This is a genomic window from Dyadobacter fermentans DSM 18053 (assembly GCF_000023125.1).
Classification (GTDB): domain Bacteria; phylum Bacteroidota; class Bacteroidia; order Cytophagales; family Spirosomataceae; genus Dyadobacter; species Dyadobacter fermentans.
On the sequence record NC_013037.1, the window covers coordinates 1,388,127 to 1,404,181 of the forward strand.

Consider the following 16,055-nt stretch of genomic DNA (forward strand, 5'->3'; position numbering starts at 1 on the left):
AATACAATTCACATGAATTAAATGATTGCTCAATGCGTTAATTTTGCATCACGGATGATCAGTAACTGCTCATAGTGCAATTTCGGAACATCTTACCTTTGAATCGAAAAAATTAAAAAAATTATATAAAATACATTCGAATCACACACCGGGCCTGTTAGCCGGCTAAATTTTCACTCCTATGAATTATTCAATTTTCGCCCCTTCCGATTCGAGACGCTACCTGAGATGGGCCGTGGCTGCATTCTTCTTCGTCCAGGGCCTAAGCTTCGCCGCATGGGCAAGCCGAATCCCCGATATTAAAAACATGCTGCACCTGACGGAAGGCGGACTGGGCACCGTGCTGCTCGCGCTTCCACTCGGGCTGATGGCCAGCCTGCCGATCTCCGGCTGGATGGTGACGCATTACGGCAGCAAAAAGATGGTGCTGATCGGCGCGATCCTGTACGCTATCACGCTGACATTCATTGGTTTCGTCACGCGCACCGAGCAGCTCGTGATCGCATTGTTCGCATTCGGACTCTGGGGCAATCTCACCAACATCGCTGTAAACACCCAGGCGGTGGCCGTGGAGCAGGTTTACGGAAAATCCATTATGGCATCGTTTCACGGATTGTGGAGCCTTGCAGGTTTCGTGAGCGCGATGATCGGCTCACTCTTTATTTCGGTACATGTCCCTCCTCATATTCATTTTATCGTGATCGCATTGTTCGCGTTCGCGATCATTTTTACGGCCTACAAGCACACCATGCCGGACACTGAAAAAGAAGCAGGCGAAGAGCAGCCGATGTTCGTCAAACCGGACCGTGACCTGCTGATCCTCGGCCTGATTGGCTTCTGTGCGATGGTTTGCGAAGGGGCCATGTTCGATTGGAGCGGCGTTTATTTCCAGGAGGCAGTACACGTTCCGGCTTCACTCACCACCCTCGGCTACGTGGCATTTATGGGTACAATGACCGGCGGACGTTTCGCCGGCGACTGGCTCGCCAACCGCCTCGGACGCAGAACCATGTTGCAGCTCAGCGGTACATTAATGGGCACCGGCCTGGCCATCGCAGTTGCATTCCCACATCTGGTTACCGCCACGATCGGCTTTCTATTGGTTGGTTTCGGTGTATCATCGGTAGTTCCGCTGGTGTACAGCGCAACAGGACGGTCCAAAACGATGTCGCCGGGAATGGCCCTTGCGGCGGTTTCTTCCATCAGCTTCATCGGCTTCCTCATCGGCCCCCCGTTGATCGGTATCGTGGCGCAATTCGCTAACCTGCGCTGGTCGTTCGCCATCGTGGGCCTGCTGGCAACGCTGACAGCCTATCTTTCAACCAAAGCCCGATTGATCGACTAACAACTGGTACATATTTTTCATACTCCAAAGAGGATAGCGGCGACGGTATCCTCTTTTTCTTTTTTAAAGCTCAAAACTCATGAAAAAAATCACCCTGGGCATTAGCCTGCTTCTCCTTTCACTCACTGCGGTAAATGCGCAAAACGACACGCTGCGGCCACTCGATATGAATTTGGAAGCCTACACCTACCCTTTTCCTGTCGACTATCTGGAATTCGAATCGCAAGGTGAGAAGCTACGCATGGCCTACATGGACGTGCGTCCTGCGCGCGCGAACGGGAAGGCGGTAATGCTGCTGCACGGGAAGAATTTCAATGGCGCATACTGGGAAGAAACGGCGAAAGCGCTCGCTGAAAAAGGGTTCCGCGTCGTCATCCCAGACCAGATCGGTTTCGGAAAATCCACGAAACCGCTGCACTTTCAATACTCCTTTCACGAACTGGCAGCGAATACGAAAAAGGTGCTAGACAAGCTCGGCATCACGAAAATCTCGGTATTAGGCCATTCTATGGGCGGAATGGTCGCTACGCGATTCGTGCTGATGTACCCTGAGATGGTCACGAAATTCATCCTGGAAAACCCGATCGGCCTGGAAGATTACAAGTTGAAAGTACCGTTTCAGCCGGTGGATAAATGGTATATGAGCGAGCTCAAAAGCGACTTCAATTCCATTAAAAATTACCAGCTCAACAGCTACTACGACGGCAAATGGAAGGATTCTTACACGAAATGGGCCAACCTGCTCGCCGGCTGGACGCTTGGAAAAGATTATCCCAGAGTTGCCTGGAACAGCGCATTGACCTACGATATGATCTACACACAGCCCGTTTGTTACGAATTCGGGCAGATCAAGGCGCCTACGCTGCTCATCATCGGCCAGCGCGACCGAAGCGCCGTCGGCAAAAACCTGGCGCCCGAGGATGTCCGAAAAACGCTCGGAAATTATCCGCAGCTCGGCAGGCAAACGAAAGCGAAGATCGCAAACAGCGAATTAGTGGAATTGGACAACATCGGGCATTTACCACATATCGAGGATTTCAACAAGTTCATCACGCCGTTGCTGCGGTTTTTAGAGAAGTGATAACCGTACGTTTACTTTTGTGAATTTTATTAATGTAACAATATAAACCAAACTGCCGCCCGACGCTAAGTTCGTGCGGCAGTTTTTTTGACGCAACAGGCGGCTCCTAAGGAGCTTCGTTGATCGGTGCCGATTTGGCTGCTACAAACAGGTCACTCCTCCGGAGCTTTGCAACAGGCCAGGGTTGCTCCCGACCGCCCGGCCAACTTGATTTAGTTAGCAGTCGGTTTCTCCTGAGCTTCGCGCCGAGCTCATGTTGCCTGGGCCGTTGCTGGCCAGAATTGCCTCACACCGCTCGCGTCACTCACAGCCAAAACTGACCTTGGTTGCTTGGGCCGTCCCCAGCCAAAACCGCCCCAGCGGGGCTACCTGTTTATAGAACACAACGGTTCCCAACACATTCGTCGATTCCGTAGGAGTCTCCTACCTGCGCAAATGCCGCAAAACAAACCTACCCCAGGAACTGACTAACGTAGTTACGGCTCGTAAGGATCGCGCTTTTAACGTCGGTTATATTGCTTTCGTAAGCCTTGTCTTCGACCTCAATCACGACTGGCCCGCGATAGCGCACGTCTGTTAATGCGGCGAAGAAACCGCGCCAGTTTACATCTCCGAGGCCGGGAAGTTTGGGCGAATGGTATTCCAAGGGGTTTGCCATAATGCCTACATTATTCAATTTATTCTTATAAACTTTCGCATCCTTCAAATGCACATGATGTAGCCTTGATTTATAATTGTAAATCGGTAGCAATTCATCCATCATTTGCCAGATCATATGCGACGGATCGTAGTTCAGTCCGAATAATGGATCTGGAATGATTTCGAACATCCTGTCCCACACCGCCGGGCTGATCGCCAGGTTTTTGCCTCCCGGCCATTCATCGTCGGTAAAGAACATCGGGCAGTTTTCGATGCCTATTTTCACATTATTCTCTTCGGCAACCTTCATGATAGACGGCCACACATCGGCGAAGCGGGCCAGGTTATCCTTAATGCTTTTGGACGGGTCGCGGCCGATGAATGTTGTCACCACCGGGATGTCGAGCTTCGCGGCGCCACGGATTACCTGTTTGATGTGTTCGATATAATATTCGGAGCGGTTGGGGTCCGGGTCGAGCGGGTTGGGATAGTAGCCCAGGGCCGAGATGAATATACCCGCCTCTTTCAGCTGGTGCCTGATGGCGGAGACCTTCTGGTCGGTCAGATTATTGACGTCGATGTGGGTAACGCCCGCATACCGGCGGCTATCGGCATTGTCGGCCGGCCAGCACATCATTTCTACACAAGAAAAGCCATTATTTCCAGCGAATTGAACGACATGTTCGAAGCCAAAATCGGCCAGGATCGCACTATTAAAACCTAATTTGAGCATAAGGACCTAGTTTTTTGGCAAACATCCACAAAAAACGAGCGGCTGCCAAGAATTCATCCAAAATTTAGGCGGCTTCATCAACACAGGGCGCCATTGGTAAACATCCTGCCCTATGAAATCCTGTGAATTTTAGTAATATTGATCCAACGAAAACAATGAAACTTAACGCTTTAATCACTTATGGCAGACTCCGAACCGGGTATTGGCAAAAAGATACTCAGCTTCTTTATAAAGGACGCCGACGAGGCGGCCCCCAAGCCGGCCGCGGTAAGCCCGGCTCCCCCACCGGCTAAACCAGCTCCGGCCCCCGCGACGGTTGCGAATGCGGCCGGGACGGGCCAGATCGATAAGAAATTCGTTGAGCATTTTGTCGACCTTCTTGCCAAAGCCAACCTGCCCGGCCCCGATTATTTCGAATACAAGCAGGCGCTGCAAAGCATGGAAGGGCTCGGATTAGGCGAAGAGAAACAATTCCAGGCCGCTTGGGCGAGCTTCAAGGCAATGGGCGGCGCGAAAGACACCGCCGTGCTGAAAACTTCCGCCGACCAATACCTCGGAATCCTCAGCAAAGACCGTGAGTCCTTTCTAAAAGACGTCGAAAAGGCGATCAAGGTGCGGGTGGGTGCGTTGCAGGACGAGCATAAGAAACTCGAAGAAGCCAATGCGGCCTACGCACAGCAGATCCTCGACCTTCAAAAGAAAATAGATGACAACAAGAACCGGCTTGGACAGATTTCGGGCGAGGTTTCGGAGCAGACCGCAAGAATCAATACGAATAAGGATAGTTTCGAGGTGACCTACCTCAGTTTTGTCGACCAGATCAATGGTGACCTGGCGAAAATCAATCAATATCTTCAATAAACCTGACAACTAAATCGACATGGCAACACCAGATTTCACCCAGATCGGCGGCCCGCAGGAGGACAACTCCAAACGGTCCTATTGGAGCCGACCGGAAGGCATTACTTCACTTCTTTTCATGGGAGGCGCAGCAGCTGTGGTCCTGTATTTCTGGAACAAAATCGCGGCTTTCCTGATAGAGGTAACACAAAACACCCTTTACCTCGGCTTTTTGATGGCCATTCTGGCCGTGGTGATCTTCCTGCTGACGAGCAAGGACGTGCGCACTGCTGCATTTTTCCTTTTCAAATCCGTGATGCGCAGCATTACAGGACTGATTATCAAGCTCGACCCGATCGCGATTATGAAGATTTACATCGACGACCTGAAAGAAAAGCGAGAGAAAATGCAGGGGCAGATCAACACGCTGGCCGGGCAGCTCGTGAAGCTGAACAAGAATATCAACGAAAACAACGAGCGCATCAAGCAGAAGTTTGCCGAAGCGAACAAAGCCAGCACCATGCTCGACCGCCCCGGTATGAAGGAAACCGCCTCGCTCGCGACTATCGAAGGCGCTGGCTTGCAGGAAATGAACGAAAAGCTCCTTCCCTTGCAGCGCAACATGAAAACCGTGCTGGAATTTATGGAGAAGGTAAATAAAAGTGCCGATTACATTATTAAAGAGACCGAAATCAAGGTTAAATTGAAAGAAGCGGAATATAGAATTGTAAAGGAAAGCTCGAATGCGTTGCGGACTGCCATCAGCATTTTCAAGGGTAATCCGGATAAAAAGTTCTATTTCGACGAGTCGATGGAATACATCCAGGACGATATGAGCCAGAAACTCGGCGAGATGAAACGTGCGATGGACCTGTCGCTGGACTTTATCAATGCGGTGGACGTGCAGAACGGGCTGCTTTCGGATACAGGCCAGGCCATGCTCGAAGCTTACAACTCGGGCCAGTTCAAGCTAATTCAGCTTGACTCGCCCCAGCCTGCCACCCGTTCGATAGAGACGCCGAAAGATTCGAGCTACAAGGGTTTACTGGATTGATATTCTTCATTTATTCACTTCATATTTTCCAATTTACAGATCATAACACATGAAAAGACTAACAGTTGCCGGCCGGTTGATCATCACCGCGCTCATTTTGGGAGCCATTTTCGTTGGGTACAAATACCTCGGCGGCCAGAACGCGCTCAACCAGATGGCCGAAGACCGGGCGCAAAGCCCTCAAACGGAAGCTACAACCACTGAATCGGAAACTTCGGACCCGGGTGCGACATCCACCAGCGAGGCCACAACGGCCGGTGCCAGCACGTTCACCTACACGCCGCCGGCGCCTGTGGACGGCAAACTGAAAGGCGTGGTTGAACTTGGCGCGAGTGGTTTCAACTCATTTGTAATCACAGTTGATAAGGAAAAGCGCTGGAAACTCGAAAAATCGGAGTTCGGCAACAGCCTCGTAACCGAAAATATGGCCACTGACGAAGACGTGCGCATTGGCCTGAAAAAATACATCGGCACCATGCTTGACTACGGCGTGGGCAGCAAAGACATTCACTTTGTGGTAAGCTCGGGCGCGGCTAAGGCGGATGTGACGACCAAAATTACCCGCGTTCTGAAATCGCTCGGCTATGTGGTAAACCAGGTAACACCGGAGCAGGAAGGCCAGCTGGCATTGAAATCCGTGCTGCCAGCCGACTATGCCGACAAGTCGTTCGTGGTGGACATTGGCTCCGGCAACACCAAAATCTCCTGGATCGACGGCGGCAAAGTTTCCGCATTGGAATCATACGGCGCCAAGTACTTCCAGGACGGCACCGACGATTCGAAAGTATACCAGGAAGTGAGCGCAAAGGCCAAACAAGTACCGGCCAATCTGCGCAACACCTGCTTCATCATCGGCGGTGTGCCGTTTGAAATGGCCAAAGAAGTACGCAAAGGCAAAGAACGCTACACAACACTGAGCGCTCCCCTCGCGTATTCCAAACTGACCAACGCCAAATCCAAAGCCGGTGTGAACATCTACAAAGCCATCACCGACGCCACAGGCTGCCAGCAATTCGTATTCGACTGGGATGCCAATTTTACGATCGGCTTTTTGCTTGGGCTTTAAATGGTGGAGGAAGGAGGAAGGGGAGGAAGGAGGAAAGGGAGAACGGGATTTTGCTTTCGCCCTCTGCTTCGTCCCTCCTCCCTCCTCCCTCCTCCCTCCTCCCTTTCGTCCTTCCTCCCTTTCCTCCACGCCCATCAGGGAAATGTGGTTCTTCGACAGAATTCATTAGTGGCATTCACTCACGTTCCGGTTTCGATCATTTTAATCGGTTTTGTACTCACTTTGCTAGCCATTAGGTTTGCATGGAGCAGATTGTTCTGAATCACGGCACGTATATTCAAATCTCCGTCTCCGACGAGCAGAAGTTTTTTGCCCGTCAACTGGTCGACCATTCGATCACTCACCACCACATTTCGAACATTTGGGATAAAAATGCGGACCGGCTCGCGCAAACGCGCATGATGCGCTTCACGGGAACGCTGGGCGAGGTTGTCTTTGCCGACTGCTACCACCTCCCCCGTCCAACCCGCTCTTTCGGCGCCACCGACGGCCAGGACTGGGGCCAGGATTTCCTGATCCGCTCGGAAACCGAAGATTTCTCGGTCGACATTAAAGCCATGAACCGCCGGTCGGGCATACTCGCCGGCGACTACGTGCTGAACATCCCTTCCTCGCAGCTTCACAAAGCAGGTTCCAAAACCTCGCATTACTTCTGCATTTCCTTCCATCAGTCGCCCACGGAGGGCACCATTGCTTCACTGCTCGGATTTATAGACAAACATGCACTGGAAAATGGTGAAATCGGAACACTGTTCACTGCCGGCACGAAGCGCACGCGGGCTGATGGCAGCACCTTTTCTTTTAATGAATCGACCTACGAAGTGCTATTTTCCAACATCGCTCCAACGGTGATAACTAATTCGCTCCGCAGGATAAAGGGATTCCGTTTGTGTGAATTGAAATGACTAGCTTTTGTTCGTAATTTTGATTTAACATTCATCAACTATGTGCGCTTTGAAAACGTCCGGAGAAGAAAAAAGCAAGCTAACGTTGAGTGTCAGGAAATCTACGCTCGAAAAGGCCCAAAAATACGCCATTGAACAGGGAACATCCCTTTCCGTTCTCGTTGAGACGTACCTGAGTGATATTCCAGACAAAACAGAGATAACCAAACCCCCTTTCAGCATTAATGAAATGTTCGGTTTCTTAAAAGACAGTCCGATGCGATCTATGACCGACCGTGAGATCAAAGACATGATGATTAAGGATCAGTATGGTTTATGAGGTTGTTTATCGATACCAATGTTGTGCTGGATCATGCTCTTTTTAGGACAACAGGGCAACCTTATGAAGCAAAATACATACTTTCGTGGGCTGACCAGCAACGTATTCCCATGTTTGTTTCTACGGGTAGTTTTTACACTTTTACCTATTTAATGGAGAAAAATGGCATCCGCCAGAAGGAATTGGCCGACCGGTTATTGTCATATCTACATGCGTTTCAAATAGCAGAGCACGACAAGACAAGTCTAGCAACTGCCCTTGCGGATAATTTTCGTGATATCGAAGATTCCTTTCAATATCAATGCGCTTTAAAAAGCGGCTGGGACTTTCTCATAACCAACAATTTAAGAGATTACCGGTTGCGCGATAACGATAAGCTGACTATACAGTCACCATTGCATTTCCTAACCAATACGCTGCAAAAGCAAAAAGGCATCGATTTCTAAATGGCTTCACAAACCCGCACGTATGCGCGCAAGAAATTGCTGGGCCAGGTTTATACGCCTTTTCATATTGTCGATAAGATACTCGGCCATTGTGGCTTCTACGAGGCCGATTTAAGCGAAAAACGCATGCTGGACCCGGCCTGCGGTAACGGGCGTTTTCTCGTGCCTATGGCGGAATTTATCATTCGTAACACACCGCCCGACCGGGTCGCCGAAAGATTGCAGCAACTACATGGCTGGGACGTCGATCGAAAAGCATTGCAACAATGCCGCGAAAATCTGGATGCACTAGTGGCGCCGCTTGGCCTGGAAATAGACTGGAATTTGCGCAAATGTGATGCCTTGAAGCAATGGCGGTCGAAAGATAAGTTCGATCTGATCATCGGGAATCCTCCATATATCCGCATTCAGCACTTGCCGGAAACTCAGCGGAAGTACATTCAAAAACACTATTCATTTTGCAGTACCGGGTCCACGGACGCATTTATTGCGTTTTTTCAACTCGCTACCAGGCTGCTCGCGCCGGACGGCCTGTGCGGTATGATTACGCCTAACTCCTTTCTCGTTTCCGAGTCGGGTGGGCCGCTGCGGAAGTATTTTTATAAACACCAAAACTTGAAGCATATCACCAATTACCGGGATATACCAGTTTTTGGGGCGGCTTCGACCTATCCTGCCATTACCATTTTCGGCGGGCAACAAGCAGATGCGTTCCGTTTCGAGCAATGCCTCAACAACCGTTTCGAATACCTCGGACGTGACATCCGACACACTGAATTGCGGAACCATATCCCGTGGCAGCTCTCCGTGGAGGCCCCGAAAGCGCTGACAGGCCAGCGGTTGGGTGATATTTGCAAGATCTCCGTCGGGTTGACTACGCTCGCCGATGGCTGCTACCTTTTCAATATCATCAGCGAGAAAAACGGTTTGGTGTATGCCAAAAACAAAAACGGCTTCTTCACGCATTTGGAAAAGGATTTACTCAAACCGATCATCAAAGGCTCCAAACTGAAAGGTGCCGACGACGCGGTGACTGAATACATTCTGTTCCCTTACCAAAAAGACGATGCTGATAAACAGCGCATTATCCCCGAAGAAACGCTTAGAGCCGATTTTCCCCAAACATATTCCTACCTGCTTAAAGTAAAATCGGAGCTGGACCGTCGTGATAATGGCAAGCCCAATGCCGTTGCGTGGTATGCATTCGGGCGGGCGCAGGGGCTGGATAATGCATTCGGCAAGAAGATCATTTTCTCGCCCATCAACCGCGAGCCCAATTTCGTGCTGTATGAAAACCCGGAAGTGACGGTGTATTCAGGGTATTTCATCAAATACGATGGCGATTACCAAAAGCTGCTCGAACAGCTCAATTCCCAGCGAATGGCCGATTTCGTCGCCATCGCGGGCCGTGATTTTCAGGGCGGGTATAAAGGTTATAACAAAAAGGTAATCGAGAATTTTATCGTTACCGGGCACGACTAACGGTGTTACATTGTTAAACTCTGACCCGACCGATCTGCTTCCTCCCAAAGCGCTGATACCCGGCAGGGCCACGCCGCCATCCCAACCTTCGATGTACTAAACCAAAAACACACAAAACCAAACTTTATGTCCGAAACCAAACCCACTTTTACCAGCTATGAAAAGTTTATCATAGCGCTTTTAGCCACTTTGCAGTTTACAGTTGTACTCGATTTCATGGTCCTTTCGCCATTGGGCTACATCCTACTCGACAAACTATCCATTACCACCAGCCAGTTCGGGCTCGTCGTCTCCGCGTACGCATTCAGCGCGGGCGCTTCGGGATTGCTTACGGCCGGTTTTGCCGACAAGTTCGATCGAAAAAAGCTGCTGCTTTTCTTCTACGTCGGATTCCTGATCGGCACCTTATTCTGCGGCCTCGCGCCTACGTATGAGCTGTTGCTCGCTGCCCGCGTGTTTACCGGCATTTTTGGCGGCGTGATCGGCTCCATCAGTTTTGCAATTATTACCGACCTGTTCGCGATCGACGTGCGCGGGCGGGTGATGGGCTTTGTGCAAATGGCTTTCGCGAGCAGCCAGGTCCTGGGGATTCCCATCGGGCTTTACATGGCCGAAAAGTTCGACTGGCACGCGCCCTTTCTGATGATCGTCGGGCTCGGCCTGATCGTCGGAGTGCTCATCGTGGTGCGGATGAAACCGATCAATGCGCATTTGAAGATCCAGAAGAAGGTGAATGCATTTCAACATCTGGGCAAAACCCTCTCCCGCCCCGACTACCTGCAAGGCTTTGCCGCCACGGCACTGCTGGCCACCGGCGGATTTATGCTGATGCCGTTCGGGACAGCCTTCGGCGTCCACAACCTCGGCATCGCGGAGTCGTCGCTGCCGACATTATATATGGTGACCGGCATTTCGATGCTTCTTTTCAGTCCGATGATCGGGAAGCTGAGCGACAAAATAGGCAAGTACAAAGTGTTCCTTTTCGGCTCGACGGTCACCTGTGTGATGACGCTCATTTATTGCAACCTCGGCGTAACCCCGCTCTGGATTATCATTGCGCTGAACGTACTGCTTTTTGTAGGAATCACCGGCCGGATGATCTCCGCCTCGGCATTGATGACGGCGGTTCCCGACGCACCCGACCGCGGCGCTTACATGGGGATCAACTCCTCGATCCAACAGATCGCGGGCGGGCTTGCTTCCCTGCTCGCTGGTTTTATCGTATCGGAAACGAGCACCGGCTACATTGAGAACTATCCGTTATTGGGCGACGTCGTGGTGTTCGCAGTGATCATAACCGCGCTGCTGATGTACCGCATTCATAAATATGTAGCGGTCAAACTGGCGGCTGTGGCACCAGCCGGAGCGGCCAATTCGTCGGTTTAGAGTTTTTTTAATGGTGTAACTGTCAGCGGACCGGGCGACCGGGCGGTCAAAGGCATCTGGTATGGACGCCTTTGACCGCCCGGTCGCCGGTCCGCTCAGGCTTATATGCTTTCATGTAATAGATTTAAAACCAACAAATTGTAAAATACTTTTAAAAAAAATCTTTTAATACTTTTTATTCATTTAAAATGATCGATACATTTACGAAGACAAAAACTTTTAAGACTTTCTATTTATAAGGATTAGGGTTAAAATTATTTTACGTTTATTTACGTATCGGACGTGAAATAAACTATTAACTTTTTATACTTATAATACTTTTAAATGAAAATCATCAGTATTGTCAACAACAAAGGTGGTGTGGGAAAGACTACATCTGCCCAGAGTATTGCTGCCGGTCTCAGCAAATTTGCCAATGCACGTGTGCTGGTTATCGATCTGGATGCGCAGGCCAGTCTTACCAAAAGTTTCGGTATTCAACATGCCGGGCTTAAAAAAGACAGCGGCTCGTTCATCACCGGCGAATACGAATTTGATGAGATCGTCAAGCGAGTTGGAGACATTGATGTACTGCCCGGATCAGCGGAAATGATCCACCGGGAAGACACGATCAAGTCGGCGCCCGTTTTTCCTTTCAACCTGAAAATTGCATTGGAAAAAGTGAGGGACCGTTACGACTTCGTGATCATCGACTGCCCTCCCGCCCTCTACGGAAACACGAGGCTGGCATTGGTTTCCTGCCACCAGTATTACGTGCCGTTGCAGGCGGAGTTTTTAAGCTATGAGGGTTTGCGCAACTTCCTGGTGTACTCGGCGGAGATCAAAAAGATCAGCCCGAGTACCAACCTTGGCGGCGTGTTCGCAACGCGCTACAACCCGAAGATCCGCAAGAAGATCAGCCACGAACTGATCACGGCAACGCGGGAGCAACTGGGCGAGGTATTTATGGAGGCGTACATCCGCGATAACATCGCATTGTCGGAAGCGCAGGCCAACGGAACGACGATTTTTGATTACGCGCCTCAAAGCAACGGAGCAGAAGATTATTATAAGTTAACAAAAGAAATACTGGAACGAATAAATAACTGACACTTATGGCAAAGGAAAGGAAGTTTGATTTTGCGCCCCTACCCCTGGTTCCTGATACACAGGAAGACGAGCCCGTAGTAACCAAGGCACCGGCCACCGCCGAGGTCGCGGACGGCGCTCCCACCAAAGTCACCTTCGATTGTGATTTCGTGCTGATGGAGAATATGAAGGATTATGGCTATTGGGAAGGTCTCACGCAAAAGGACATCATCATCGAATCCTTAAAGCTGTATTTTCAGGACAAAGAAATCCGCCCACGCCCCGATAAGATACGTAACCGGACGAAAGTAGGCCGCAAGCCGAAATCGACACTGGTATAAAGAAAAGTCTCCTTCCGGAGACTTTTTTTTCTGAAAGTCTTTTCTAAACCCGTATAGACAAAGTAATCCGATGATCACAGATCGATGTAAGCGCTTTTCCTCTTAGAGAAAAATTTTTTCTACGTGCTCTATGGCAACAGCTGTGGGTGCTTAGCGTCTGTTATCAGTTTTGTTTACGGGGTATAGTCCACCAAAAAAAGCCTCGACCTTTCTATTGGGACGCTAATATTTTCAACTTCCTTACGCGGTTTTCTAACCGTTGGATTTCAGCTTTCCTTCTTTCGATCAGGATTTCTGGTCTCAGGGCTGGTTCCTTGTAAGGTAATTTATCCCGGAGGATATGGTATGATGCTGTGAGTATGTGGTGGGCAATCGCCATTGCCGCTTTCTTCTTTCCCCGTCTTTGGGTGAGCTTGTGGTACTTGAATGACAGGTAGGTATTCATCGTATGGCTTGCCGCCCAGGCTGCTTCGATCAATGTTGTTTTCAAATAGGTGTTGCCATGGGTGGTCCTTGCCGATCTTACTTTTCCTGCACTCTCGTTGTTGCCTGGGCATACCCCTGCCCAAGAAGCCAGGTGCTTGTCTGAGATAAACTGGGACATGTCCAGACCGATCTCGGAAACGATACCAATAGCTGATTGCCTGGATACGCCTGGGATGGTTTGCAGTAGTGCGAGCTCGGCCTGCTTACCGGCCAGGCAAAGTTCAATCTGCTGGTCAAGTTGTTCGATGAGCTTTTCCAGCGCGCCCATTGTCTGTGTGAGCAACTTTAACATAAAGCGGTGACGCTCACAGAACCGGCCGTAAAGCGCCTGTTGTAAAACCTGCTTTTTATTTACCAGCGAACCTTTGGCCTGGTTTGAGAGAACCACGGGGTCAGTAATTCCTTCCATAAGCAGATCTACGATCCCCTGTCCGGTTTTGGAAAACACATCGCTAACCACGCTGCCGAGCTTGATGTTGGCATCTTCCAGAATATTCTGTAACCGATTTTTCTCCCGGCTACGCTCATTGACAAGCTTCTTACGGTGGCGTAGCAATGTCCTTATCTCCCGCACCCATCCTTCCGGGACAAAGCTGTGCCGAAGAAGTCCGCTCAACAGCAGCTTGGCGATCCATTCGGAGTCCTTTTTATCAGTTTTGTGGCCGGGAACGTTCTTGATATGACGGGCATTAACCAAAATGATCTCAAAGCGGCCTTCCAAAACATAATACACAGGCCGCCAGTAAACGCCCGTACTCTCCATAGCGATGTGGGTAATCTGATGGCCTTCAAGCCAATGCGACAAATCTTCCAGGTCTCTGGTGAAGGTGGCGAAGGTCCGGGTTTCTTCCTGGATTCCCGTCCCTTTGATTGAAGCAACTACTGTATCTTTGTGTACATCCAGGCCACAACCTCGGGCTATGAGCTGGGGGAATTCTACTACTGCCATGTCGTTTGATAGATTGGTCTCTAATTAAAACGACTTTCATGCGCGTGGGTGAATTCCCCCAATTCATAATTGTTTTGTTGTAAGCCCATTGTACTGCCAGGTTACTGCACCGCGATTTTTCCCGAAACATCCCTGCCGCCATTTGTAAACCTGTACAAATAGATACCCGCCGGCAGGTTTAGTTTTGTTTCTCCTTTTTTCTCAAATGTATTGGAGAGCTGCTGACGGCCGGATTGATCGTACAACTTAATGGTTGATTTACCGCCCAGCTTTGTTTTAAACGCCATGTAATCGCGCGCGGGGTTAGGCGAAACGGTTACCAGCACGTCCAGATCGGCGGGTACCGAGAGGATCGGGTCGACTTTCACCTCCGTTTGCACCGTTTTTGAACAGCCATTTACATCTGTAACCACCACTTCATAAAGCCCTCCCTGATCCACCGACGCGAGCGGAATGGATGCATTCGCCGTGTTGGCCACAAAAAACAACGGCCCTCTCCACATGTATTGCACACCGCCCGTGGCCGCGAGTTCGATCGTTTGTCCGGCGGTGTATGGCCCGCCATTGGTTGCTGTGGCGTTCGGCAAGGGTAATGCTTTCAGGTGTACTTCCGCCGTCTTAGTCGCAGAACCGGCTGGCTTACAACTGGAAGAATAGGTGGCGCTCTGGTTCAGCTGAACGGTTATCGACTTGCCGGTTTCGCCGGTGGACCAGCTCGGCGCGACAGGACAACCGTGTGCCGTGAGCACCACCTCTCCGCCCGCACATACGGAATCGGGCGAAGTGACGATTCTAAATTCTGCGGGTATGGATGATTTGAGCGACCAGGCAACCGTGTGGGTGCGTTCCGCCCGGGCTTCCTTGCGGCGGCTCAACGTCGTTTTATCAAAGACAGAAGCCGTCAGCCTGGCAGAATCAGGCACTTCCATATTTTCAAGAGAAAGCTCCTCACCCGAAAACGCCAGCAGTTTTCCATTCAGGCGCCACTGCACCTCGAATGTATTTCTTACAGGTTTGAGTAGTGTTAATTTAAATTTGTCTGCCAAACTCACATCCACTGTTCCGGTCGTGTCCGGTTCAATTTTCTCAACGGGGTTAATGTATTCTAATAGGCGTTCGATGGTGGCTTCGTTGCAAACTGCGCACAATTCCTGGTTAAGGTATTCCATCAGGCAGGTTCCGTTGGCAGGTTTATGCCAGTGGGCCGCGTCGCCTTCGGGGCCGTGCTTATGAATGCCGATCTGTGGATTGTCCAGCCAGTTTTTCCATCTGATCGTAGCCGGATCACTGTTTGCGGTCATGTTTGCGGTTTCGCTTCCATACAGCGAGCCTGCCCAATATTCGTCGCTGAGTCGTCCGAAAGTATGACCGATTTCGTGCACACCGATCGTGTTGGCATCTTTGTTGAGCGTATGCACGGCTATCTGTCCGCCTGAACCACCATAATAATCGGTATTAGCAAGCACCACGATGAGATCGTACGCCGGAAAATGGCTCGCCATCAATCCATACAACACATCGAACTTACTCACCTCAACCAGCCGGTGAATAGAATAGCCAAACGAAACCCCGAAAAAGGTATCCTTCATGCCCACCGGCTGATCCGGATAAGCATCCGGCGCAGCGCCCGGATTGCTCGTTCCACTTTCTTTGGACGGTGTGCGGATCGCAAAGAAGTTGAAGTAATTGCGATAGTCATTGTAAGGATTGTAGGCAAGGAAGAAATCGGCAAACTTTTTGGCCTCCTCGGCAAATTTCGGAAGCTGCTCTTCGGTGAATCCGTCTCCGAGGATTACGACATTGATCCGGTTATCCAACGGCCCGTTTTTATAGAGCGTATCCACCTGGTAACGTTGTGAAAACGCCGTCGTTGTCATGCAAATCGTCAATAGTGCGGTAAAAATGCTTTTCATGG

At 50.4% G+C, this 16,055-nt stretch carries 15 protein-coding genes; 12 read left to right on the forward strand and 3 right to left on the reverse strand.

Annotation, left to right across the window (positions count from 1 at the left end):
• Window positions 1-181: 181 nt before the first annotated feature.
• Both DFER_RS05745 and DFER_RS05750 read left to right on the forward strand, forming a co-directional pair.
• Window positions 182-1,345 (forward strand): MFS transporter, encoded by a 1,164-nt coding sequence (locus DFER_RS05745; protein WP_015810668.1) that lies wholly within the window; start codon window positions 182-184, stop codon window positions 1,343-1,345.
• Between the two features lie 79 nt (window positions 1,346-1,424).
• On the forward strand, window positions 1,425-2,426 hold the full coding sequence (locus DFER_RS05750) for an alpha/beta fold hydrolase (protein WP_015810669.1): 1,002 nt from the start codon (window positions 1,425-1,427) through the stop codon (window positions 2,424-2,426).
• A gap of 451 nt (window positions 2,427-2,877) precedes the next feature.
• Here the strand turns inward: DFER_RS05750 and DFER_RS05755 are convergent, their stop codons facing one another.
• Window positions 2,878-3,798 (reverse strand): sugar phosphate isomerase/epimerase family protein, encoded by a 921-nt coding sequence (locus DFER_RS05755; protein ID WP_015810670.1) that lies wholly within the window; start codon window positions 3,796-3,798, stop codon window positions 2,878-2,880.
• Window positions 3,799-3,978: 180 nt separating this feature from the next.
• Between DFER_RS05755 and DFER_RS05760 the strand changes: the two genes are divergently transcribed.
• The 10 genes from DFER_RS05760 (at window position 3,979) to DFER_RS05805 (ending at window position 12,705) form a co-directional block, all read left to right on the forward strand.
• Window positions 3,979-4,659: a hypothetical protein gene (locus DFER_RS05760; RefSeq protein ID WP_015810671.1), complete on the forward strand. Its 681-nt coding sequence runs from the start codon at window positions 3,979-3,981 to the stop codon at window positions 4,657-4,659.
• Window positions 4,660-4,678: 19 nt separating this feature from the next.
• Complete coding sequence (locus DFER_RS05765; protein ID WP_015810672.1) at window positions 4,679-5,692, forward strand: hypothetical protein; 1,014 nt, start codon at window positions 4,679-4,681, stop codon at window positions 5,690-5,692.
• Window positions 5,693-5,741: 49 nt separating this feature from the next.
• Window positions 5,742-6,758, forward strand: coding sequence for a Ppx/GppA phosphatase family protein (locus DFER_RS05770; protein WP_015810673.1), 1,017 nt, complete (start codon window positions 5,742-5,744; stop codon window positions 6,756-6,758).
• Between the two features lie 242 nt (window positions 6,759-7,000).
• Entirely contained in the window at window positions 7,001-7,663 is a 663-nt protein-coding gene (locus DFER_RS05775) for a hypothetical protein (protein WP_015810674.1), read from the forward strand.
• Window positions 7,664-7,712: 49 nt separating this feature from the next.
• On the forward strand, window positions 7,713-7,982 hold the full coding sequence (locus DFER_RS05780; protein WP_143828677.1) for a DUF6364 family protein: 270 nt from the start codon (window positions 7,713-7,715) through the stop codon (window positions 7,980-7,982).
• On the forward strand, window positions 7,979-8,428 hold the full coding sequence (locus tag DFER_RS05785; protein ID WP_015810676.1) for a type II toxin-antitoxin system VapC family toxin: 450 nt from the start codon (window positions 7,979-7,981) through the stop codon (window positions 8,426-8,428). The genes DFER_RS05780 and DFER_RS05785 overlap by 4 nt, the downstream gene beginning before the upstream one ends.
• On the forward strand, window positions 8,429-9,910 hold the full coding sequence (locus tag DFER_RS05790; RefSeq protein ID WP_015810677.1) for an Eco57I restriction-modification methylase domain-containing protein: 1,482 nt from the start codon (window positions 8,429-8,431) through the stop codon (window positions 9,908-9,910).
• 126 nt (window positions 9,911-10,036) lie between these two features.
• Window positions 10,037-11,296: an MFS transporter gene (locus DFER_RS05795; protein WP_015810678.1), complete on the forward strand. Its 1,260-nt coding sequence runs from the start codon at window positions 10,037-10,039 to the stop codon at window positions 11,294-11,296.
• Window positions 11,297-11,620: 324 nt separating this feature from the next.
• On the forward strand, window positions 11,621-12,385 hold the full coding sequence (locus tag DFER_RS05800; protein ID WP_015810679.1) for a ParA family protein: 765 nt from the start codon (window positions 11,621-11,623) through the stop codon (window positions 12,383-12,385).
• A 5-nt stretch (window positions 12,386-12,390) separates the two neighbouring features.
• The gene (locus DFER_RS05805; RefSeq protein ID WP_015810680.1) at window positions 12,391-12,705 is read left to right on the forward strand and encodes a hypothetical protein; all 315 of its coding nucleotides are present in this window, start codon (window positions 12,391-12,393) and stop codon (window positions 12,703-12,705) included.
• A 211-nt stretch (window positions 12,706-12,916) separates the two neighbouring features.
• Here DFER_RS05805 and DFER_RS05810 read toward each other — a convergent pair whose 3' ends face one another.
• Together DFER_RS05810 and DFER_RS05815 are read right to left on the reverse strand one after the other, a co-directional pair.
• Window positions 12,917-14,140 (reverse strand): IS110 family RNA-guided transposase, encoded by a 1,224-nt coding sequence (locus tag DFER_RS05810; RefSeq protein ID WP_015810681.1) that lies wholly within the window; start codon window positions 14,138-14,140, stop codon window positions 12,917-12,919.
• Between the two features lie 101 nt (window positions 14,141-14,241).
• A complete protein-coding gene (locus tag DFER_RS05815) occupies window positions 14,242-16,053 on the reverse strand; it encodes a M64 family metallopeptidase (protein WP_015810682.1) in 1,812 nt (603 codons plus the stop codon).
• Window positions 16,054-16,055 lie beyond the last annotated feature (2 nt).

Excerpts from the sequence above, each read along its gene's own strand:
- DFER_RS05745 (WP_015810668.1), top strand. The coding sequence starts at position 182 with ATGAATTATTCAATTTTCGCCCCTTCCGATTCGAGACGCTACCTGAGA.
- DFER_RS05815 (WP_015810682.1), bottom strand. The coding sequence starts at position 16,053 with ATGAAAAGCATTTTTACCGCACTATTGACGATTTGCATGACAACGACG.
- DFER_RS05805 (WP_015810680.1), top strand. The coding sequence starts at position 12,391 with ATGGCAAAGGAAAGGAAGTTTGATTTTGCGCCCCTACCCCTGGTTCCT.
- DFER_RS05775 (WP_015810674.1), top strand. The coding sequence starts at position 7,001 with ATGGAGCAGATTGTTCTGAATCACGGCACGTATATTCAAATCTCCGTC.
- DFER_RS05770 (WP_015810673.1), top strand. The coding sequence starts at position 5,742 with ATGAAAAGACTAACAGTTGCCGGCCGGTTGATCATCACCGCGCTCATT.
- DFER_RS05785 (WP_015810676.1), top strand. The coding sequence starts at position 7,979 with ATGAGGTTGTTTATCGATACCAATGTTGTGCTGGATCATGCTCTTTTT.
- DFER_RS05750 (WP_015810669.1), top strand. The coding sequence starts at position 1,425 with ATGAAAAAAATCACCCTGGGCATTAGCCTGCTTCTCCTTTCACTCACT.
- DFER_RS05790 (WP_015810677.1), top strand. The coding sequence starts at position 8,429 with ATGGCTTCACAAACCCGCACGTATGCGCGCAAGAAATTGCTGGGCCAG.
- DFER_RS05800 (WP_015810679.1), top strand. The coding sequence starts at position 11,621 with ATGAAAATCATCAGTATTGTCAACAACAAAGGTGGTGTGGGAAAGACT.
- DFER_RS05755 (WP_015810670.1), bottom strand. The coding sequence starts at position 3,798 with ATGCTCAAATTAGGTTTTAATAGTGCGATCCTGGCCGATTTTGGCTTC.
- DFER_RS05810 (WP_015810681.1), bottom strand. The coding sequence starts at position 14,140 with ATGGCAGTAGTAGAATTCCCCCAGCTCATAGCCCGAGGTTGTGGCCTG.
- DFER_RS05765 (WP_015810672.1), top strand. The coding sequence starts at position 4,679 with ATGGCAACACCAGATTTCACCCAGATCGGCGGCCCGCAGGAGGACAAC.
- DFER_RS05760 (WP_015810671.1), top strand. The coding sequence starts at position 3,979 with ATGGCAGACTCCGAACCGGGTATTGGCAAAAAGATACTCAGCTTCTTT.
- DFER_RS05795 (WP_015810678.1), top strand. The coding sequence starts at position 10,037 with ATGTCCGAAACCAAACCCACTTTTACCAGCTATGAAAAGTTTATCATA.